Genomic DNA, 18,729 nt, shown 5'->3' on the forward strand with positions numbered 1-18,729 from the left:
GGATACCGCCTGCGCCTGGCCAGTGGAGGCTTTGCTGTTTCAGAGATGAACGACGGCGAGGTCCAGGCGGCCGTAGTCGTTGTCGTTGTGGTCGGTACGTGGCGGTACATGGTGGGTTTTCATCACTTGGTCGCCCTGCAGGGTTTCCAGATGGATATCGAACCCCCACAGCCGATGCAGGTGCTTGAGCACTTCCTCGGTGGATTCGCCCAACGGCTTGCGGTCATGTTGCTGGTGACGCAGGGTCAGGGAGCGGTCGCCGCGCACATCGATGCTGTAGATCTGCACGTTGGGTTCACGGTTACCCAGGTTGTATTGCGCCGCCAGGGTTTCGCGGATGGTGCGGTAGCCGGGTTCGTCGTGGATCGCGGGCACCACCAAGTCGTCCTTAAGGTCGTCATCCATGATGCTGAACAGCTTGAGGTCGCGAATCACCTGGGGCGACAGATACTGCAGGATGAAACTCTCATCCTTGAAGCTGCTCATGGCGAACTTGATGGTCGACAGCCAATCACTGCCGGCGATTTCCGGGAACCAGCGGCGGTCTTCTTCGGTGGGGTGTTCACACATGCGCCGAATGTCGCGGTACATGGCAAAGCCTAGCGCGTAGGGGTTGATGCCGCTGTAGTACGGGCTGTCAAAGCCAGGCTGGAACACCACGCTGGTGTGAGACGTGAGGAATTCCATCATGAAACCGTCGGTGACCAAGCCCTCGTCATACAGGTCATTCATCAAGGTGTAGTGCCAGAACGTGGCCCAACCTTCGTTCATGACCTGGGTTTGGCGCTGTGGGTAAAAATACTGGGCGATCTTGCGCACGATACGCACGATTTCCCGCTGCCAAGGCTCCAGCAGCGGTGCGTGTTTTTCCAGGAAGTACAGGATGTTTTCCTGAGGTTCGGCGGGGAAGCGCGCATTGTCCTTGTCGCTGTTTTTGCCGGTTTTTTTCGGAATGGTGCGCCACAAGTCGTTGATCTGTTTCTGCAGGTGCTCCTCGCGCTCCTTCTGGCGCAGGCGTTCTTCCTCGGCGGAAATCGGGTAAGGGCGTTTGTAGCGATCAACCCCGTAATTCATTAACGCGTGGCAGGAGTCGAGCAAGTCCTCCACCGCGTCGATGCCGTGGCGCTCCTCGCACTGCATGATGTACTGCTTGGCGAACACCAGGTAATCAATGATCGAGCTGGCATCGGTCCAGGTGCGAAACAGGTAGTTACCCTTGAAGAAGCTGTTGTGCCCGTAGCACGCGTGCGCCACCACCAGCGCCTGCATGCAGATGGTGTTTTCCTCCATCAGGTAGGCGATGCACGGGTCAGAGTTGATGACGATCTCGTAGGCCAGGCCCATCTGTCCACGGGTGTAGGACTTTTCGGTGCTCAGGAAATGCTTGCCGTAGGACCAATGGTGGTAGCCCAGGGGCATGCCCACCGAGGCGTAGGCATCCATCATCTGCTCGGCGGTGATCACTTCGATCTGGTTGGGATAGGTGTCCAGGGCATAACCCGCCGCAATGCGGCTGATTTCCCGGTCATAAGCCTGGATCAGTTCGAAGGTCCATTCGGACCCCGTGGATATGGGTTGGCGCTTATGCTCTTTTTTGGCGGTCATGACACTAACCTGCGCTGGAAGAGTTCACGGAAGACCGGATAGATATCGCCGGCCGAGACCAGTTGCTGCTGGGCGAAGGTGTCGGCGAAGGCTTCGCCGATGCGCTCGTATTCGAACCACAGGGCCTGGTGCTCACGGGGGGTAATTTCGACGTAGGTGTAGTACTGCACGAACGGCATGATCTGGTTGATCAGGATGTCGCGGCAGATCGGCGAATCGTCGTTCCAGTTGTCGCCGTCGGAAGCTTGGGCTGCGTAGATGTTCCACTCGTTGGCCGGGTAGCGCTCGGCCATGATCTCCTGCATCAACTTTAAGGCGCTGGAAACGATGGTGCCGCCGGTTTCCCGTGAATAGAAAAACTCTTCTTCGTCCACTTCCCGGGCGCTGGTGTGATGGCGGATGAACACCACGTCAATCTTGTCGTAATTCCGCTTCAGGAACAGGTACAGCAGGATGAAGAAGCGCTTGGCGATGTCCTTGGTGGCTTGGGTCATCGAACCGGACACGTCCATCAGGCAAAACATCACGGCCTTGGAGCTGGGGTTGGGTTGCTTGACCAGCAAGTTGTATTTCAAGTCAAAGGTGTCGAGAAACGGCACGCGGTGAATCCGCGCGCTGAGTTTTTCTATTTCGGCTTCGATCTCCTGAATATCACCGAAGTTGTCCGGCTCCTCGCGTTTCAGGCGCGCCAGCTCTTCCTTGGCTAGTTTCAGTTTGGCGCGGCTGCTGCCCGACAGCGCGATACGGCGGGCGTGGGCCGAGCGCAGGGTGCGGATGATGTTGATGCGCGACGGGTTGCCTTCGTTGCTGATCCCCGCGCGTACGGTCTTGAAGGTGTCGGTGCCGGTCAGGTTGCGTTTGACCAGGTTGGGCAGCTCCAGGTCCTCGAACATGAATTCGAGAAACTCTTCCTGGGTAATCTGGAACACGAACTCATCCATGCCCTCGCCGGAATTACCGGCCTTGCCCGGCCCTTTGCCGCCACCGCCGCCTTGGGGGCGTTGGATATGCTCGCCGGTGGTGAATTCCTTGTTGCCGGGGTGCACGACGGTTTGTTTGCCGCCCCGGCCGTGGTGCAGCACCGGTTCGTCGATGTCGCGCCCGGGAATGCTGATTTGCTCGCCATGCTCCATATCCGTAATGGAACGGCGGCTGACGGCCTCTTCGACGGCCTTTTTGATGTGGTCACGGTAGCGCCGCAGGAAACGCTGGCGGTTTACCGTGCTCTTGTTCTTGCCATTGAGGCGTCGGTCGATCACATAGCTCATGGGGAGCCCTCCGGGCAGCTTCACGTTACAAGCTTCAAGCCGCGAGCTGGAAGCTTAGAGACAAGCGGTCGGCTGCCGGGCCGTGGGCCCGGCAGCGTTCGCCTGTCGCTGCCTTACTGTGATTTACGCACCCGCAGGTACCACTCGGAAAGCAGGCGTACCTGTTTGTCGGTGTAGCCACGCTCGACCATTCGTGTGACGAAGTCGTTGTGTTTTTGCTGGTCCTCCTTGCTCGCCTTGGCGTTGAAGCTGATGACCGGCAGCAGGTCCTCGGTGTTGGAGAACATTTTCTTCTCGATGACCACCCGCAGCTTCTCGTAGCTGAGCCAGGTCGGGTTCTTGCCATTGTTGTTGGCCCGGGCGCGCAGCACGAAGTTGACGATCTCGTTGCGAAAATCCTTCGGATTGCTGATGCCGGCCGGTTTTTCGATCTTCTCCAGCTCCTCGTTGAGGGCCACGCGGTTGAGGATTTCGCCGGTTTCCGGGTCGCGGTATTCCTGGTCCTGGATCCAGAAGTCGGCGTACAGCACGTAGCGGTCGAAGATGTTCTGGCCGTACTCGCTGTAGGACTCCAGGTAGGCGGTCTGGATTTCCTTGCCGATGAACTCGATGTAGCGCGGCGCCAGGTACTCCTTGAGGAAGCGCAGGTAGCGCTCGCGGGTTTCGGCCTGGAACTGTTCCTGTTCGATCTGCTGCTCCAGCACATAAAGCAGGTGCACCGGGTTGGCGGCGATTTCGTGCGGGTCGAAGTTGAAGACCTTGGACAGAATCTTGAACGCAAAGCGCGTCGACAGGCCGTTCATGCCCTCGTCCACGCCCGCCGTGTCGCGGTATTCCTGGATCGATTTGGCTTTTGGGTCGGTGTCCTTGAGGTTTTCGCCGTCGTACACGCGCATCTTCGAATAGATATTCGAGTTTTCCGGCTCCTTGAGGCGCGACAGCACAGTGAACTGGGCGAGCATCTTCAGCGTGTCCGGCGCGCAATGGGCCTTGGCCAGGGAGCTGTTAAACAGCAGCTTGTCGTAAATCTTGATCTCGTCGCTGACCCGCAGGCAGTACGGCACCTTGACGATGTAGATCCGGTCGATGAAGGCTTCGTTGTTCTTGTTGTTGCGGAAGGTGTGCCATTCCGATTCGTTGGAGTGTGCCAGCAAGATCCCGGTGAACGGAATCGCGCCCAGGCCTTCGGTACTGTTGTAGTTGCCTTCCTGGGTGGCCGTGAGCAGTGGGTGCAGCACCTTGATCGGCGCCTTGAACATCTCCACGAACTCCATCAGGCCCTGGTTGGCCCGGCACAATGCGCCCGAGTAGCTGTAGGCGTCGGCGTCGTTCTGCGGGAATTCCTCGAGTTTGCGGATATCGACCTTGCCGACGAGGGCCGAGATATCCTGGTTGTTCTCGTCGCCCGGTTCGGTCTTGGCCACGCCAATCTGGTTAAGGATCGACGGGTAGAGTTTCACCACGCGGAACTGGCTGATGTCGCCACCGAACTCGGACAGGCGCTTGGTCGCCCAGGGCGACATGATGGTGTTGAGGTAGCGCCTTGGGATGCCGAAGTCTTCTTCGAGGATCGCGCCATCTTCCGTGGCGTTGAACAGCCCCAAAGGCGACTCGAAGACCGGTGAGCCCTTGATCGCGTAGAAGGGCACCTTCTCGATCAGTTGTTTGAGTTTTTCGGCCAGGGACGATTTACCACCGCCAACAGGGCCAAGCAGATAAAGAATCTGTTTCTTCTCTTCCAGGCCTTGGGCGGCATGGCGGAAGTAGGAGACGATCTGATCGATGCATTCTTCCATGCCATGGAAGTCTTCAAAGGCCGGGTAGCGGCGGATCACCTTGTTGGAGAATATTCGCGACAGGCGCGAGTTGTTCGAGGTGTCTACCAGCTCCGGCTCGCCGATCGCCAGCAGCAGGCGTTCGGCGGCAGACGCGTAAGTGCTGCGGTCCTTTTTGCACAGCTCAAGATACTCCTGCAGCGTGAGTTCTTCCTGCTGTGTGGACTCGAAGCGTTGTTGGAAGTGGCTAAAGATACTCATGACGTCGTCACCTCGCTCGATACGTGGAGCCGACGCCGGATCAATCAGTCGATGCTGGCAGCCATCAGCGATCGCCAATGGCCGTTTTCCCCCCAGAACACCCTGAAACGCTACCGATGACCCGCACGCCGGTGTACCGGCTCTCCCCTGATTCGGATGGCCTGCGCTTAAGGATAGTTCGGAATCGGGGAGGTCAAGGCGGGATACGTAATTAGTTTGGCTGCGCCGTTCGTCAGAAACGGCGCGAGCCCAAGCGTCACGCGGGATAGCGGGGTGTGAAAAAAATTATTGCGAATCGCCCGAAGTAATTTCCGCAGGATAAGTCGTACGCCACAGTTCGAAGCCGCCGTCCAGGCTATAGACGTCGCTGAAGCCCTGGCTGATCAAATAGGCCGCCGCGCTCTGGCTGGAGTTGCCGTGGTAGCAGGCCACGATGACCGGCGCGTCGAGGTCGGCGGCGCGGATGAAATCGGCAATGTTGTGGTTGTCCAGGTGCTGCGCGCCTTTGATGTGGCCTGCTGCGTAGGCTTGGGGGTCACGAATGTCCACCACGACTGCGGCTTGCTCGCGCAGGGCTTGGGCTTGTTGGGGAGGGATGCGTTTGAATTCGCTCATGGGAGGCTCCTAGGGCTTGGCGGCAGCCGGCTGTGTGGCAGAAAGAGGGGAATCACACTGGCAGCTCAGGCGCTCGCCGGTGTCGATGTTCATCAGGGTCATGCTGCCACCCCACACGCAACCGGTGTCGAGGGCGAACACGCCAGGTTCGTCGCATTTGCCTTCCAGGGCTGCCCAATGGCCGAAAATGATCTTCGTGTCACGGGTCTTGCGCTCCTTGTGGGCAAACCAGGGTTTGTAACCCGGCAGCGCGGTGTCGGCGCCTTCCTTGCTCTTGAGGTCCAGTTTGCCCTCGGCGGTACAGAAGCGCATGCGCGTGAAGTAGTTGGTGATCACGCGCAGGCGGGTCACGCCGGTGAGGTCGTTGTCCCATTTCACGGGCTCGTTGCCGTACATGCCGTCGAGGTAGGCGGTGTAGAGGTTGTCGTCGGCCAGGGCGCTTTCGACTTCGGCGGCGCACTTGAGGGCTTTCTTCAAGGTCCACTGGGGCGGGATGCCAGCATGGACAAGGGCAACGTTGCGGTCTTCGTCGTAATGCATGAGCTTTTGCCGACGCAGCCAGTCCAGCAGTTGGGCGCGGTCAGGGGCTTCGAGGATTTCCCTCAGCGTGTCGCCCTTTTTCAGCCGCTCGATGTTATTGCCCGCCGCCAGCAGATGCAGGTCATGGTTGCCGAGCACGCACACCAGGGCGTCGCGCATCTTATAAAGGTAGCGCAGGGTTTCCAGGGACTCGGGGCCACGGTTGACCAGATCACCGACCAGCCACAGACGGTCTTTTACGGGGTCGAAGGCCACACGCTCAAGCAGGCATTTGAGCGGCTCCAGGCAGCCTTGCAGGTCGCCGACGGCATACGTTGCCATCAGTGCAGGGCTCCCGGCACTGCAAGGCGGAACGGCGCGATGATGGCATCGAACAGTTTTCCGTCGGTCGCCTTCATTTGATATGAGCCCTGCATGGTGCCGACCTTGGAGGTCATCACCGTTCCGCTGCTGTAGGTGTGGCTGGCGCCGATATCGATCAGCGGTTGTTGACCGACCACGCCCGCGCCGCGGACTTCTTCGACCTGGCCGTCACCGTCGGTGATCACCCAGTGGCGCGACAGCAGCTTGGCCGGCACCAGCCCGTTGTTCTTTACGGTGATGGTGTAGGCGAAGGCGAAGCGGTTCTGGTCAGGTTGCGATTGGTCCGCGAGGAAGCGGGTGACGACGCTGACGTCGATCTGGTAGCGGGGATCGGACATGCAAGAGACCTTAAAAGCAAAGCGCAGGACAGCAGATGCGGGTCAGTCTAGGCCAAGAGGCGGGCACTAGGCCAGACATGCTGTCTGTGCAGTCGGCAATGGCACCTTGGCAGATGAAGCGCTATCGGCATAACGCGGAGCAAGTGTGGGAGCGGGCTTGCTCGCGAAAGCGGTGGGCCAGCTATACATCTGGCGACTGACACACTGCATTCGCGAGCAAGCCCGCTCCCACATTAGATCGCGCCAAGCTCCTACAGGTTATTCGGCTGTTGGCGCAGGCTGGATGGCAAGCTGGTCAGCCAGGCGAACGAATGCGGCGAGGTCCAGTTGCTCGGGGCGCAGGCCGCCATCGACGCCAGCAGCTTCGATTTCAGCGTTGCTCAGCAAGGCCTTGAGCGTGTTGCGCAGGGTTTTGCGGCGTTGGTTGAACGCTTCGCGCACCACGCGTTCCAGCAACTTGTGATCCTTGGCTGGGTGCGGCAGCACGGCGTGCGGCACCAGGCGCACGATAGCCGAGTCGACCTTCGGCGGTGGGTTGAACGCGCCAGGGCCGACGTTGAACAGGTGTTCCACACGGCAATGGTACTGAACCATGATCGACAGGCGGCCCCAGTCACCACCACCAGGGCCTGCGGCCAAGCGCTCGACCACTTCCTTTTGCAGCATGAAGTGCATGTCGCGGATGATCCCGGCGTTGTTCAGCAGGTGGAAAATCAGCGGTGTGGAGATGTTGTAGGGCAGGTTGCCGACCACACGCAGGCTGTTCGGCGCCGCATTCAGGCTGTTGAAGTCGAACTTCAGCGCATCGCCCTGGTGCAGGTTGAAGTTGGAGTGACCGGCGAACTGCTGGTTGAGGATCGGGATCAGATCCTTGTCCAGCTCAACCACATCCAGTTGGCCGCCACTGTTGAGCAGGCCTTTGGTCAGCGCGCCCTGGCCCGGGCCGATTTCCAGCAAGCGATCTTCAGGCTTGGCATGGATGGAGCGCAGGATACGGTCGATCACGCCAGCGTCGTGCAGGAAGTTTTGCCCGAAGCGCTTGCGCGCCCGGTGTTGGTATTGCTCGGTCATATACGGGTCTCGGCCATCTGATAGGCGGTTTCCAGGGCCACGTGCAGGCTGCCGGTATCGATCTTGCCGCTGCCCGCCAGGTCCAGGGCAGTGCCATGGTCGACGGAGGTGCGGATGATTGGCAGGCCCAGTGTCACGTTGACTGCAGCGCCGAAGCCTTTGTACTTCAGCACGGGCAGCCCCTGGTCGTGGTACATCGCCAGCACTGCGTCGCAGTGCTCCAGATATTTGGGGGTAAACAGAGTGTCTGCAGGCAATGGGCCACGCAGGTCCATGCCTTCTTGGCGCAGGCGCTCTAATGTCGGTTCAATGATGTCGATTTCTTCATGGCCCAAGTGGCCGCCTTCACCGGCGTGGGGGTTGAGCCCACAGACCAGGATACGGGGTTGGGCGATGCCGAACTTTTGTTGCAGGTCGGCGTGCAGGATGCGCGTCACGCGCTCCACGCGTTCGGCGGTGATGGCATCTGCGATGTCGCGCAACGGCAGGTGCGTGGTCACCAGTGCGACGCGAAGGCCGCGTGTGGCGAGCATCATCACGACCTGAGCGGTGTGCGTCAGCTCGGCAAGAAATTCGGTATGCCCGGAAAAGGCGATACCGGATTCGTTGATCACGCCTTTGTGCACGGGGGCGGTGATCATGCCGGCGAAATCGCCGTCGATGCAGCCTTGCCCGGCGCGGGTCAGGGTTTCCAGAACGAAGGCCGCATTGGCCTTGTCCAGTTTCCCGGCAACCACCTTGGCCGCAAGCGGGGTGTCCCACACGTAGAGGCTGCCTGCGGGAGCGGGCGAGTCGGGCCAGTTGCCCGGCGCCACGTCCAGCAAATTGACAGCCACACCCAGTTGCGCGGCCCGCTCAAGGAGCAGGTCGCGGCTGGTAATGGCAATCAGGGGGTGTGGCTGAGGTTGCGAGGCGAGCAGCAGGCACAGGTCTGGACCAATGCCGGCCGGCTCGCCGGGTGTTAACGCGAAACGCTGGGGTTTCACTGGGCTGCCTGATCGGCGCCTGTTTGCTCGGCGGCGGGCAGCTTGTTTTCTACGTAGGCTTCGTCGCGAATCTGACGCAACCAGGTCTGCAGCTCTTCGTCGTATTTGCGGTTGCGCAGTACGGTCAGTGCTTGTTGCTCGCGGGCTTGAGTGGTGTTGTCAGTGGCGCGACGGCCAAGGACTTCCAGCACATGCCAGCCGTATTGGGTCTTGAACGGCTTGGACAGCACGCCTTGCGGGGTCTTGGCCATGACGTCCTGGAACTCCGGCACCAAGGCTTTCGGGTCGATCCAGTTCAGGTCGCCGCCGTTGAGGGCCGAGCCCGGGTCTTCCGAGAAGCTTTTGGCCAGGGTGGCGAAATCTTCACCGCCTTCGATGCGGTCATAGATCTTCTGGGCCAGTTCCTTGGTTTGCGCTTCGGTGCGGATTTCGCTTGGTTTGACCAGGATGTGACGAACATGAACTTCGTCTTTCAGCGAGGTCTCGCCGCCGCGTTTGCCCAACAGCTTGAGGATAATGAAGCCACCCGGGGTGCGAGCGGGCTGAGTAATGCCGCCCACTTCCATGGCACTCAGCTCGCGGTCAAACGGAGGTGGCAACTGAGCGGCTTTACGCCAGCCCATGTCACCGCCGTCCAGAGCGTTGTCACTGCCGGATACGGCAATGGCGGTCTGGGCGAAGTCTGCACCGGCTTTCAGGCGGTCATAAACAGCCTGGGTTTTCGCGGCGGCGGCATTGAGTTGCTCGGCGTTGGCGCTGTCCGGGGTAGGGATCAGGATGTTGGCCAGGTGCAGCTCTTCGGAAAGCTGCTGCTTGCCGAGGTCTGAGGCCAGGAAGTTCTTCACTTCCTGTTCGGACACTTGGACGCGCTCGGCCACGCGGCGCTGACGCACACGGCTGATGATCATTTCACGCTTGATCTGGTCACGCGCGTCCTCATAGGACAGGCCGTCGTGAGCCAGGGCCGCGCGGAACTGGTCAATGCTCATGTTGTTGCGCTGGGCAATGGTGCCTACAGCCTGGTTCAACTCTTCGTCCGAAATACGGATGCCGGAGCGCTCGCCGATCTGCAATTGCAGGTTCTCGACGATCAGGCGCTCCAGCACCTGTGGTTCCAGCACGCTGGTCGGCGGCACACCACCACCGCGCTTGGCGATGGTTTGCTGAACTTCCTTGACCCGTTGGTCCAATTGGCTCTGCATGATCACGTCGTTATCGACGATGGCGGCCACTTTATCCAGTTGCTGGACCGCAGCGTGTGCCGAAACGGTACCCAGGAACAGCGCGCCCAGCACTAGCGGGCGCAAGCAATCAGAAAGCTTGGTCTTCACGTTCACGATAACCTTCAATGCCTTTGTCGAGGAAGCTCTCTACCTTGGCGCCGGTCAGGCCGCCGAGTCCTTTGAGGACGATCTGGAAGAAGAGCCCGTGGTCACCCTTTTCGTTCAACGGGGCGATCTGAGTGTATTCGTCGTTGGAAACCCAATAACGGTTGATCACGCGAAGTTTCCAGCAGCAGTTGTCGTACTCGAAACCACCGAAGGCTTCCAGGGTACGGTTGCGGGCATAGTCATACTGCCAGCGGGTGATCAGGTTCCACTGCGGAACGATCGGCCACATCATCGAGAAATCGTGTTGCTGGATTTTGTAGTAGTTCTTGATGAAGTTTGGGTTGCCTTCGGTACCGTAGTCACCGCCGAACTGCCATTTACCGGTCAGCTGGTTGTAGACCACCTGGTCGTTGCGATAGCGATAACCAACGTTGACAACCTTGTTGGGGTTATCTTCCGGCTGGTAGTGGAACATTGCGCTACCGGAACGCGGGCTGTGACTGGTTGGGTCCCAGTTGTAGTCGGCGGTGGCGCGCCAATCACGGTTAAACCGGAACGAGTAGTCAAGCGCGATCGGCGAAACATTTTCGTGGGCGTCGTCACGGGTTGCCGCGTCAACACCTGGCAGCTGTACTTCACGATCCTTGAAGTACACAGCCTGGCCGATACTCATGCGTTGACGTTCGAAACCGTCGTCTTGAATCCAGCGGCTGGTCAGGCCCAGCGACAGTTTATTCTCGTCACCGATACGGTCGCCGCCTGTAAAGCGGTTGTCGCGGAACAGCGAGTCGAAGCTGAACGGGGTTTCGCTGCTGTCAAAGACTGGAATGTCCTTCTGGTCCTTCTCTGGTACGTAGAGATAGAACAGGCGTGGTTCCAGGGTTTGACGGTAATTGCTGCCAAACCATTGGGTATCACGGTCGAAGTAGAGACCGCTGTCGATACTGGCAATTGGCACGGCACGGTCTTGGGAGCTGCTGAACGACTCACCCAGTGCCGAGGCGCCAAGTCTATTGACCAGCAAGTCGTTCTTGCCGGTGCTGTCCAGGTCAAGATCGTACTTGGTGTAGACATATTTAAGCTTTGGCGTGATGAAACCGTAGGTCCAGTTCAGCGGCAAAGACACGCTCGGTGCGGCAGTCAAGCGATTGCCGTTGGCACGGTTCAGACCCAGCACGTTGTTATCGAGACGGGAGGTTACTATCCCGTCTTCATCGGTATAGTTTCCTTTCTGCAGGTCTCGCTCGAACCTTACAGCCTCGGTTTCATAGTCGAAGTTCAAGCCGCCCGGATGATAAGGCAGCGAACCGTTGAAAGTGATCTGCGGCAGGCGGTCGTACGGAGTGAACTGCGAAACCGTTGCCAGCTGATAAGCCTGCAGGTTCAGGCGAGCCTGATAGGAGTCGCCGCGATAGGTCAAGGAACCCTGTTGGTTCACAAAGTCCTGGGCTTGAACACCTTCTTCGAAGGTCTTCAGATCCTGGAAGAAGTAAGGGTCGCTGATCTTGGTGTAGTCGACCTTGGTCGTCAGACGCGAATCCAGACCGCCTTTATGCTGCCAATTGAGCATGTAGCGGGTTCTTTCGTAGTCGGTCTGCTGTTCCCGTTCGTTGCTGTCGTCGTTCAGGTACGCGCCGCCGAACTGACCTTCGCTGGACTTGGTGAGGTAGCGGAACTCGCCTTCTACCATCATGCCGCGCTTGGTCATGTATTGCGGGTACAACGTGGCGTCGTAGTTCGGTGCCAGGTTGAAATAGTACGGCGTGACAAGCGTGAAGCCGGTTTTGCTGCCGGTGCTGAAGCTTGGCGGCAGGAAGCCGGACTGACGACGGTCGTCGATCGGGAAATAGATGTACGGGGTGTACAGGATCGGAATGTTCTTGATCCGCAACGTCGCGTTGGTCGCCGTACCGAAACCGGTGGCGGGGTTCAACGTGATGTTGTTGCCCTTGAGCTGCCAGGCGTTGCTGTCCGGCTCGCAGGTGGTGTACGTACCGTCCTTGAGACGGATGATCGCGTTTTCGGCACGCTTGGCGTACAGCGCGTTACCGCGAATGCGCGACTTGTGCATGACGTATTCGGCGTTGTCGATCTGTGCAGCGCCGGTATCGAGCTGGACCTGGGCGTGGTCGCCGACGATCAGGGCACCGTTGTCGCGCAGACGGACATTGCCGTTCAGCTCGCCACGGTTTTCGGCCTGATACAGGCTGGCTTCCTGAGCCTCCAACTGCATGCTGCCCTGGCGCATGACCACGTCACCGGCCAGGGTCGCAACTTGTGATTCCTGCTCATAACGCGAGGCTTTGGCGCCGATAAAGGTCGGCGAGTCGCTCTTGTCCGTCTTGTCGTTCATGCCCGGACGCTGCGGCTCGATATACGCGCCGGAGCAATACGGGCCGGTTTCAGCCAATTGCGCTGCGGTCAGCTTATCGCGAGGCACCCAGTCCAGGTGGCTGTAGTCGGCGCTGCGCGAACGCAGGCCACGGCCCTTGGCCTCGGTGACCAAAGCGGTCTTCGGCTCGGCATCGGCACTGCCGCCGGCATTGGCCTGGGCCGTGCTGCCGGCGTCGCTGATGGCTGCACCGTCATGCACCGGGCGCGGTGGTAATGGGGCGGCGGCGGTTTTCGGCGCGCAATCCCAGGCACCCGAAGCAGAGACTGAGCAGTCATACTGTTCCGCGGCGACCACGAATGAGGTGGCGAAAGGTTGCATGGCCAGCAGACTGCCGGTTACCAGCAACGGAAATTTTCTACGAAACGCGGGGGATTTCAATGCCATCTTATTAGTCCGGGCTTCCTGCGTGCCATCTGCCCGCGGTGTGGGCCGCACGCCTCTCGATGGTCTGAAAAAGATGCGTGATAATAAAGCATGACCCGCTTGACGGCTAGCGCCGTCGGAGACCCTTGTAATGCCCGAGCAAGATCTACGTTTACAACAGCTGCAAGTCTGGCTGGATGAGCAGTTACCGATCCTTTTCAACGCTCAAGGCTGGGGTGCCGTACCCCCGGCCACATTGACCGCGGCCAGCAGTGACGCGAGTTTCAGGCGTTACTTCCGGTGGGAGGGCGGCGGTCAATCTTTCGTCGTCATGGACGCGCCACCCCCCCAGGAAAACTGCAAACCTTTCGTCGATATCGCCGATTTACTCGCGAAATCGGGAATTAATGTGCCAAAAATTTATGCAGAAGATTTGCCGCGCGGCTTTCTTTTGCTCAATGACCTGGGCAGAAAAACTTATCTGGACGTGATTGACGAGCAAAACGCCGATCAATTGTTTGCCGATGCCATTGATTCACTGCTGGCTTTTCAGCAATTGCCGATGGACGCGCCGCTGCCCAGCTATGACGTCGCCCTGTTGCGCCGTGAGCTGGAATTGTTTCCGGAGTGGTACGTGCGCCGGCATTTGGGTATCGAGTTCGATACCGGGCAGCAGGCCCTCTGGCAGCGCGTCAGCGATCACTTGATCGACAGCGCCCTGGCCCAACCCAAAGTGCTGGTGCATCGCGACTATATGCCGCGCAACCTGATGATCAGCGAGCCAAACCCCGGCGTGCTGGATTTCCAGGATGCGGTCTACGGCCCGGTCACCTATGACATCACTTGCCTGTTCAAGGATGCGTTCCTCAGTTGGCCAAAGGCGCGCGTACGGGATTGGCAGCGCGGCTATTGGGAGCGTGCCGGGCAACTGGGTATTCCCGTGCAGGCGGATTTCGACGAGTTCTTGCGGGCCAGCGACCTGATGGGCGTGCAGCGTCACCTCAAGGTAATCGGCATCTTCGCGCGCATTTGCCACCGCGACGGCAAGCCGCGCTACCTGGCAGACGTGCCGCGCTTCTTTGCTTATATAGAAGCGGTGCTGGCAGATCGCTCCGAGTTGAATGAACTGGGCGAGCTGCTGGCCAGCCTGCGCCAACCCGCCGAGGCGACAGTATGAAAGCGATGATCCTGGCGGCGGGCAAGGGCGAGCGCATGCGCCCGTTGACCTTGCACACACCCAAGCCGTTGGTGCAGGCCGGTGGCAAGCGCTTGATCGAGTATCACCTGGAGGCGCTGGCCAAAGCCGGCTTCACCGATATCGTGATCAACCACGCCTGGCTGGGCCAGCAGATTGAAAGTTACCTGGGCGACGGTGCGCAGTTTGGTCTGCGCATTCAATACTCGCCCGAGGGAGAACCGCTGGAAACCGGCGGCGGAATTTTCAAGGCGCTGCCGTTGTTGGGGGACGAGCCGTTCCTGCTGGTCAATGGTGACATCTGGACCGACTACGACTTTGCCCGATTGCACCAGCCGATCCAGGGCCTGGCCCATCTGGTGATGGTCGACAACCCGGCGCATCACCCCAGTGGTGGCGATTTCTACCTCGATCAAGGTTTGCTTCATGATGCCGCGCCCGGTGCCGATAACCTGACCTTCAGTGGCATTTCTGTGCTCGACCCCCAGTTGTTCGCGGGTTGCAGTGCCGGTGCCTTCAAGCTGGCGCCGCTGCTGCGCACAGCCATGGCCAAAGGCCAGGTAACGGGAGAACACATGACGGGACGCTGGGTTGATGTGGGTACGCTGGAGCGCCTGGCGCAGGTTGAAGCCCTGCTGACTGCGGGGCAATAGGATGTTGTGGCCAGGGACGCTGATCGGCGCCGGGGCTGGCTTTGCCATTGCCAGTATTCCGGGGGCCTTGTTGGGGGCATTGCTGGGGCAGGCGCTGGACCGCCGCTTGCAGCTGCAAAGTTGGGCGCAATTGCGCGAGCGCCTGGGCGGTCGCCCGGCGTTGCGCAACGATGAGTTGCTGTTTGTGCTGCTGGGGCGTCTGGCCAAAAGCAATGGCCGGGTCGTGGACGGGCATATCCAGCAGGCGCGCCAGGAAATGCGCTCGCTGGATATGACGGAATCGGCCCAGCGTCGGGCAATCACCGCGTTCAATCGTGGCAAGTCCGGCGCTGACCGTGTGCGCACTTATTTGCGCGTACTCAAGGCCCAACCCCACGCCGCCGAAGGCGTGTTGCGCGCGTGCTGGCGTATGGCCTGGGCGGACGGGCGTGCGGATGACGCTGAGCGCGATTTGATCGAGCTGTGGGGCAAGTGGTTGGGTTGGACGCCGCAACAGCTCAAGGCGCTGGCATCGGATTATGTTCAGGAGCGCAAGCCGCTGGCCAATCGGGCCGGCGCCTATCAGGATGCGTTGCGCATTTTGGGCGTGACGACCACCACTGAGCCGTCAGTGATCAAGCGCGCCTACCGCCGCCTGCTCAGCCGCCACCACCCGGACAAGATTGCCGGCAGTGGTGCCAGCCCCGCGCAGGTACGCGAGGCCACCGAGCGAACCCGCGAGCTGCATAACGCCTATGCGTTGATTCGCGAGCGGCGCGATTTTCGGTAACGGGCGCTGACTGGAAGTGACAACCCATTCAAATGTGGGAGCGGGCTTGCTCGCGAAAGCTGAGTGTCAGTCACCGAATGTGTAACTGATGCACCGCCTTCGCGAGCAAGCCCGCTCCCACATTTAAATCTGCGGTGTTCTTGAAGTGTGCGATCAGTCGGCGGCAGTCTGCGGACTCAACCACCCGCGAATCCGCCGATACAGCTGCTCCTGCTCGGCCGAACCGTTGCCGGGCACCGTCTTGAGCGATACCTGCTTATAGCCCTCATTTTTCCCGCGTTTGGCCGCCTGGCTCCGCGCCAGCGCATTTTTGCGTTCCAGGTCGCCATCTTGATAGAACACATCCGCCGTCGGCACTTTCAGCGCCGGCGCCAGTTGTTGCAGGTCCGGTTGGCGCCCCGCCGGGGTTTTGCCCGCCACCATCACCAGTTTCTGCACCTGGGCGGGTTGCTTTTCGGTCAGGTAGCGTGCCGCCCACCAGGCACCAGTGCCATGGCCGAGCACCACCACACTGCGCGCGCTCTGGGTCTGGGCGAAAGCCACGGCTGCGTCGATGCGGTCGAAAATGCGCTTGGCGTCGGTCTTGTCCTGTTCATCCGCGCCTGGCACCACCGCCGGGTCAGTGCCTTCGGCTTCGGCGCTGGCGGCTTGCTCGATGGGTTTGGCGGCGGTGCTGCCGTCTTTGCTGCTGGTGTCGACGGCCGCTTTGGGCGGTTCCATGACGCGCGGTGGCAGCGTGTCCATGTTCACATCCGGTAACGAAAGGCTGAGGGTGCCCCAGTTGGCGTCCGGCAATTTGTTGCGCAATGGTGCGATTGCTTGCGGCCAGTCAGCACTTTCCCCAGCGCCCGGCACAATAATCACCACACCCTCGGGCTCGGCGCTGTTGGCCGGTTTCCACAAGGCCAGGAACGAATCGCTGCCGGCTTGCAATTGTTGCTGTTCGTGTTGCGGTATCTGGCGCTCCAGGGCATTTGCTTCTTGCGCGCTGCGCTCGGGCAGGGCTTGGCGCTCAACCGGTTTTTCGGCAGCGGGCGCGGGTGCGTCGGCGGCGTGGACAGAAAAGGCGCTGGTAAATAGCAGCGACAGGCACAATGCTGGCAGTGCCGAACGGTGAGAAAAGGGCATCGTTAATTCCCGGCCAGAAGTGATTCCAGCAGCCTAATGGGTTGGTCAGTATTTGTCAGTGATGTGAGACGTGGATCATGGGTTTTCGCTGTCTGCTGGTTATCGGCTGTTTGTGCGTTGCCTTGATGGCGACCGCCGCGCCTGCGCCTGCCGTGCCACAGGCGCAACTGAATGCGCAACAGCGTGAATGGCTGGCGCAGCACCCGGAGCTGCGCGTGGGTGTGGTGTTGCAGGCGCCGTACGCGCAATACGACCGGCGCCTGCAGCGGTTGTCCGGGGCCAACGTAGAATTGATGCAGTGGTTGGCCAAGGCGTTGAATATTGAACTGTTGTGGCGCAACTTCCCCAGCCAGGAACAACTGGAGGCCGCCGTACGCGATGGCGAGGTGGACATCGCCCCCGGCCTGCAACAAACCCCCGCCGGCCTGCGCCTGTGGTTATTCACCGACCCTTATATGCGCGTGCCCCAGCACATCATCGGCATTCGCGAAGGCGGCGGTGCGGTGGAGCTGGAAAAACTCGACGAACAATCCCGCGTTGCCGTGCGCATGCCCAGTGCTGTGGCCGATTACCTGCGCAGCACCTATCCCAACCTGAACCTGCAAGGCGTACCCATGGAGCGCCAGGCCCTGCAATTGCTGGTCAGCCAGCAGGCACGCTACGCCGTGGTCGACGAAGCGCAGCTGAGCCGGCTGTCTGGCGAGGCGGAGTTTGCCGGGCTGGCGGTGGTGGGCGATATCGGCCTGCCGCAGTTGCTGCGAGTGGCCTCGCGCCGTGAGTGGCCGGAGCTGGCGACCATCCTGCAAAGCGCGTTGCGCGCGATACCGGCCCGTGATCTCGATCAACTGCACAGCCGCTGGCTGCAACCCAAATACCCGCGGCTGACGGAGTCGCCGGGCCTGTGGCAAAACCTCTGCCTGTTATTGGGCCTGTTCCTCCTCGCCAGCCTGGCGGTGGTGGTCTGGCAACGTCGCCAGCAACGCGTGCTCGAACACAGCCTGCTGGCGGCTCGCGAAGAAAGTGCCGCGCGCGCCGCCGGGGCCGAAGCGCTGCGACTGACACAGTTTTCCATCGACCAAAGCACCGTGGGAATTCTCTGGGTCAATTGGGACAGCCACGTGCGCTACGCCAACCGCGCCGCCGAAACCATGCTGGGCTATCCTCCCGGCGCGTTGATCGAGCGGCCTTTGATCGACTTCGACCCGACCCTGAACATGGACCGCTGGCTCAACCTGTGGAAGCGCGCCCGCGCCAGCGAGGAAGGCCCGCAAAACTTCGCCACCGATTGCCTGCGTGCCGACGGCAGCCTTCTGCCGGCCGATGTGTCGCTGAGTTTCCTGCGGTTCGCAGACGGCGAATACCTGGTGGTCTATCTGAATGACGTCACCGAGCGCCGTCGCTACGTGGCCGCGCTGCTGCAAAGCGAAGCGCAGCTGCGTGAACTCTCCGCCCACCTGGAAACCGTGCGCGAGGAGGAGAAAGCGCGTATTGCCCGTGAAGTCCACGACGAGCTTGGGCAGATGCTCACAGTGCTCAAGCTGGAAACCTCAATGTGCGAGCTGGCCTATGCGCAACTCGACCCCGGCTTGAACGAACGGTTGAACAGCATGAAGCGTCTGATCGCCCAGTTATTCCAGCTGGTGCGCGATGTGGCCACTGCTTTGCGCCCGCCGATTCTGGACGCGGGCATCGCCTCGGCCATCGAATGGCAAGCCCGGCGTTTCGAAGCCCGCACGCAAATCCCGTGTCTGGTGCAAGTACCGGAGAGCCTGCCGACCCTGAGCGATGCCAAGGCCATCGGCCTGTTCCGGATCTTGCAGGAGGCGCTGACCAACGTAATGCGCCATGCCCAGGCGCATACTGTCGAGCTGACCTTGAGCGTGGAAGGCCAGGACCTGCGGCTGACCATCAGCGACGACGGCGTCGGTTTTATCCTGGGCCAGGGGCGGCCGGTGTCATTCGGCGTGGTGGGCATGCGCGAGCGCGTATTGATGATGGGTGGGCAGATGAGCCTGCACAGCGAACCGGGGGAGGGCACCACCCTGAGCGTCACGGTGCCGCTGGATGCGTGAC

15 protein-coding genes are annotated in these 18,729 nt (G+C 60.5%); 4 read left to right on the forward strand and 11 right to left on the reverse strand.

Going from position 1 to position 18,729, the window contains the following annotated elements; translation table 11 throughout:
- Nucleotides 1–39: 39 nt before the first annotated feature.
- The 10 genes from AB4P94_RS09220 to AB4P94_RS09265 all read right to left on the reverse strand — a co-directional run bounded on the left by AB4P94_RS09220 (nucleotide 40) and on the right by AB4P94_RS09265 (nucleotide 12,932).
- Nucleotides 40–1,605 carry a SpoVR family protein gene (locus AB4P94_RS09220; RefSeq protein WP_395610289.1) on the reverse strand — a complete coding sequence of 522 codons (1,566 nt, stop codon included), beginning with the start codon at nucleotides 1,603–1,605 and terminating at the stop codon, nucleotides 40–42.
- Entirely contained in the window at nucleotides 1,602–2,873 is a 1,272-nt protein-coding gene (locus tag AB4P94_RS09225) for a YeaH/YhbH family protein (protein WP_395610290.1), read from the reverse strand. The genes AB4P94_RS09220 and AB4P94_RS09225 overlap by 4 nt, the downstream gene beginning before the upstream one ends.
- A 113-nt stretch (nucleotides 2,874–2,986) precedes the next feature.
- Nucleotides 2,987–4,909: a PrkA family serine protein kinase gene (locus tag AB4P94_RS09230; protein ID WP_026013778.1), complete on the reverse strand. Its 1,923-nt coding sequence runs from the start codon at nucleotides 4,907–4,909 to the stop codon at nucleotides 2,987–2,989.
- A 285-nt stretch (nucleotides 4,910–5,194) separates the two neighbouring features.
- Entirely contained in the window at nucleotides 5,195–5,524 is a 330-nt protein-coding gene (gene glpE, locus AB4P94_RS09235; RefSeq protein ID WP_395610291.1) for a thiosulfate sulfurtransferase GlpE, read from the reverse strand.
- A gap of 9 nt (nucleotides 5,525–5,533) precedes the next feature.
- Nucleotides 5,534–6,385, reverse strand: a complete 852-nt coding sequence (locus AB4P94_RS09240) for a symmetrical bis(5'-nucleosyl)-tetraphosphatase (RefSeq protein WP_395610292.1) — start codon at nucleotides 6,383–6,385, stop codon at nucleotides 5,534–5,536.
- Entirely contained in the window at nucleotides 6,385–6,765 is a 381-nt protein-coding gene (gene apaG, locus AB4P94_RS09245) for a Co2+/Mg2+ efflux protein ApaG (RefSeq protein WP_395610293.1), read from the reverse strand. Before apaG ends, AB4P94_RS09240 begins: the two co-directional genes overlap by 1 nt.
- Nucleotides 6,766–7,023: 258 nt before the next feature.
- Nucleotides 7,024–7,836 (reverse strand): 16S rRNA (adenine(1518)-N(6)/adenine(1519)-N(6))-dimethyltransferase RsmA, encoded by an 813-nt coding sequence (gene rsmA, locus AB4P94_RS09250; RefSeq protein ID WP_395610294.1) that lies wholly within the window; start codon nucleotides 7,834–7,836, stop codon nucleotides 7,024–7,026.
- Nucleotides 7,833–8,822 carry a 4-hydroxythreonine-4-phosphate dehydrogenase PdxA gene (gene pdxA / locus AB4P94_RS09255; protein WP_395610295.1) on the reverse strand — a complete coding sequence of 330 codons (990 nt, stop codon included), beginning with the start codon at nucleotides 8,820–8,822 and terminating at the stop codon, nucleotides 7,833–7,835. Before pdxA ends, rsmA begins: the two co-directional genes overlap by 4 nt.
- The gene (locus tag AB4P94_RS09260; RefSeq protein ID WP_395610296.1) at nucleotides 8,819–10,159 is read right to left on the reverse strand and encodes a peptidylprolyl isomerase; all 1,341 of its coding nucleotides are present in this window, start codon (nucleotides 10,157–10,159) and stop codon (nucleotides 8,819–8,821) included. Before AB4P94_RS09260 ends, pdxA begins: the two co-directional genes overlap by 4 nt.
- The gene (locus AB4P94_RS09265) at nucleotides 10,134–12,932 is read right to left on the reverse strand and encodes an LPS-assembly protein LptD (protein ID WP_395610297.1); all 2,799 of its coding nucleotides are present in this window, start codon (nucleotides 12,930–12,932) and stop codon (nucleotides 10,134–10,136) included. Before AB4P94_RS09265 ends, AB4P94_RS09260 begins: the two co-directional genes overlap by 26 nt.
- A gap of 130 nt (nucleotides 12,933–13,062) precedes the next feature.
- On the opposite strand from AB4P94_RS09265, the gene AB4P94_RS09270 reads away from it, so the two are divergent.
- Genes AB4P94_RS09270 through AB4P94_RS09280 form a run of 3 tightly spaced genes read left to right on the forward strand, consistent with a single transcriptional unit; the run spans nucleotide 13,063 to nucleotide 15,528 of the window.
- Nucleotides 13,063–14,088: an aminoglycoside phosphotransferase family protein gene (locus AB4P94_RS09270; protein ID WP_395610298.1), complete on the forward strand. Its 1,026-nt coding sequence runs from the start codon at nucleotides 13,063–13,065 to the stop codon at nucleotides 14,086–14,088.
- A complete protein-coding gene (gene murU, locus AB4P94_RS09275; protein WP_395610299.1) occupies nucleotides 14,085–14,759 on the forward strand; it encodes an N-acetylmuramate alpha-1-phosphate uridylyltransferase MurU in 675 nt (224 codons plus the stop codon). The genes AB4P94_RS09270 and murU overlap by 4 nt, the downstream gene beginning before the upstream one ends.
- Nucleotide 14,760: 1 nt before the next feature.
- Nucleotides 14,761–15,528: a TerB family tellurite resistance protein gene (locus AB4P94_RS09280; RefSeq protein WP_395610300.1), complete on the forward strand. Its 768-nt coding sequence runs from the start codon at nucleotides 14,761–14,763 to the stop codon at nucleotides 15,526–15,528.
- A 153-nt stretch (nucleotides 15,529–15,681) separates the two neighbouring features.
- Here AB4P94_RS09280 and AB4P94_RS09285 read toward each other — a convergent pair whose 3' ends face one another.
- Nucleotides 15,682–16,656, reverse strand: a complete 975-nt coding sequence (locus AB4P94_RS09285; RefSeq protein ID WP_395610301.1) for an alpha/beta hydrolase family protein — start codon at nucleotides 16,654–16,656, stop codon at nucleotides 15,682–15,684.
- Between the two features lie 77 nt (nucleotides 16,657–16,733).
- Here AB4P94_RS09285 and AB4P94_RS09290 point away from each other — a divergent pair, with 77 nt between their 5' ends.
- Nucleotides 16,734–18,728: a histidine kinase gene (locus tag AB4P94_RS09290; RefSeq protein WP_395610302.1), complete on the forward strand. Its 1,995-nt coding sequence runs from the start codon at nucleotides 16,734–16,736 to the stop codon at nucleotides 18,726–18,728.
- The last annotated feature ends 1 nt before the right edge of the window (nucleotide 18,729 follow it).

Source organism: Pseudomonas sp. B22129, assembly GCF_044218875.1.
Taxonomy (GTDB): Bacteria; Pseudomonadota; Gammaproteobacteria; order Pseudomonadales; family Pseudomonadaceae; genus Aquipseudomonas.

Coding starts and splice junctions, on each gene's coding strand:
- rsmA (WP_395610294.1), bottom strand. CDS start 7,836: ATGACCGAGCAATACCAACACCGGGCGCGCAAGCGCTTCGGGCAAAAC.
- murU (WP_395610299.1), top strand. CDS start 14,085: ATGAAAGCGATGATCCTGGCGGCGGGCAAGGGCGAGCGCATGCGCCCG.
- apaG (WP_395610293.1), bottom strand. CDS start 6,765: ATGTCCGATCCCCGCTACCAGATCGACGTCAGCGTCGTCACCCGCTTC.
- AB4P94_RS09220 (WP_395610289.1), bottom strand. CDS start 1,605: ATGACCGCCAAAAAAGAGCATAAGCGCCAACCCATATCCACGGGGTCC.
- AB4P94_RS09280 (WP_395610300.1), top strand. CDS start 14,761: ATGTTGTGGCCAGGGACGCTGATCGGCGCCGGGGCTGGCTTTGCCATT.
- AB4P94_RS09290 (WP_395610302.1), top strand. CDS start 16,734: ATGGGTTTTCGCTGTCTGCTGGTTATCGGCTGTTTGTGCGTTGCCTTG.
- glpE (WP_395610291.1), bottom strand. CDS start 5,524: ATGAGCGAATTCAAACGCATCCCTCCCCAACAAGCCCAAGCCCTGCGC.
- AB4P94_RS09230 (WP_026013778.1), bottom strand. CDS start 4,909: ATGAGTATCTTTAGCCACTTCCAACAACGCTTCGAGTCCACACAGCAG.
- AB4P94_RS09270 (WP_395610298.1), top strand. CDS start 13,063: ATGCCCGAGCAAGATCTACGTTTACAACAGCTGCAAGTCTGGCTGGAT.
- AB4P94_RS09265 (WP_395610297.1), bottom strand. CDS start 12,932: ATGGCATTGAAATCCCCCGCGTTTCGTAGAAAATTTCCGTTGCTGGTA.
- AB4P94_RS09240 (WP_395610292.1), bottom strand. CDS start 6,385: ATGGCAACGTATGCCGTCGGCGACCTGCAAGGCTGCCTGGAGCCGCTC.
- AB4P94_RS09285 (WP_395610301.1), bottom strand. CDS start 16,656: ATGCCCTTTTCTCACCGTTCGGCACTGCCAGCATTGTGCCTGTCGCTG.
- AB4P94_RS09225 (WP_395610290.1), bottom strand. CDS start 2,873: ATGAGCTATGTGATCGACCGACGCCTCAATGGCAAGAACAAGAGCACG.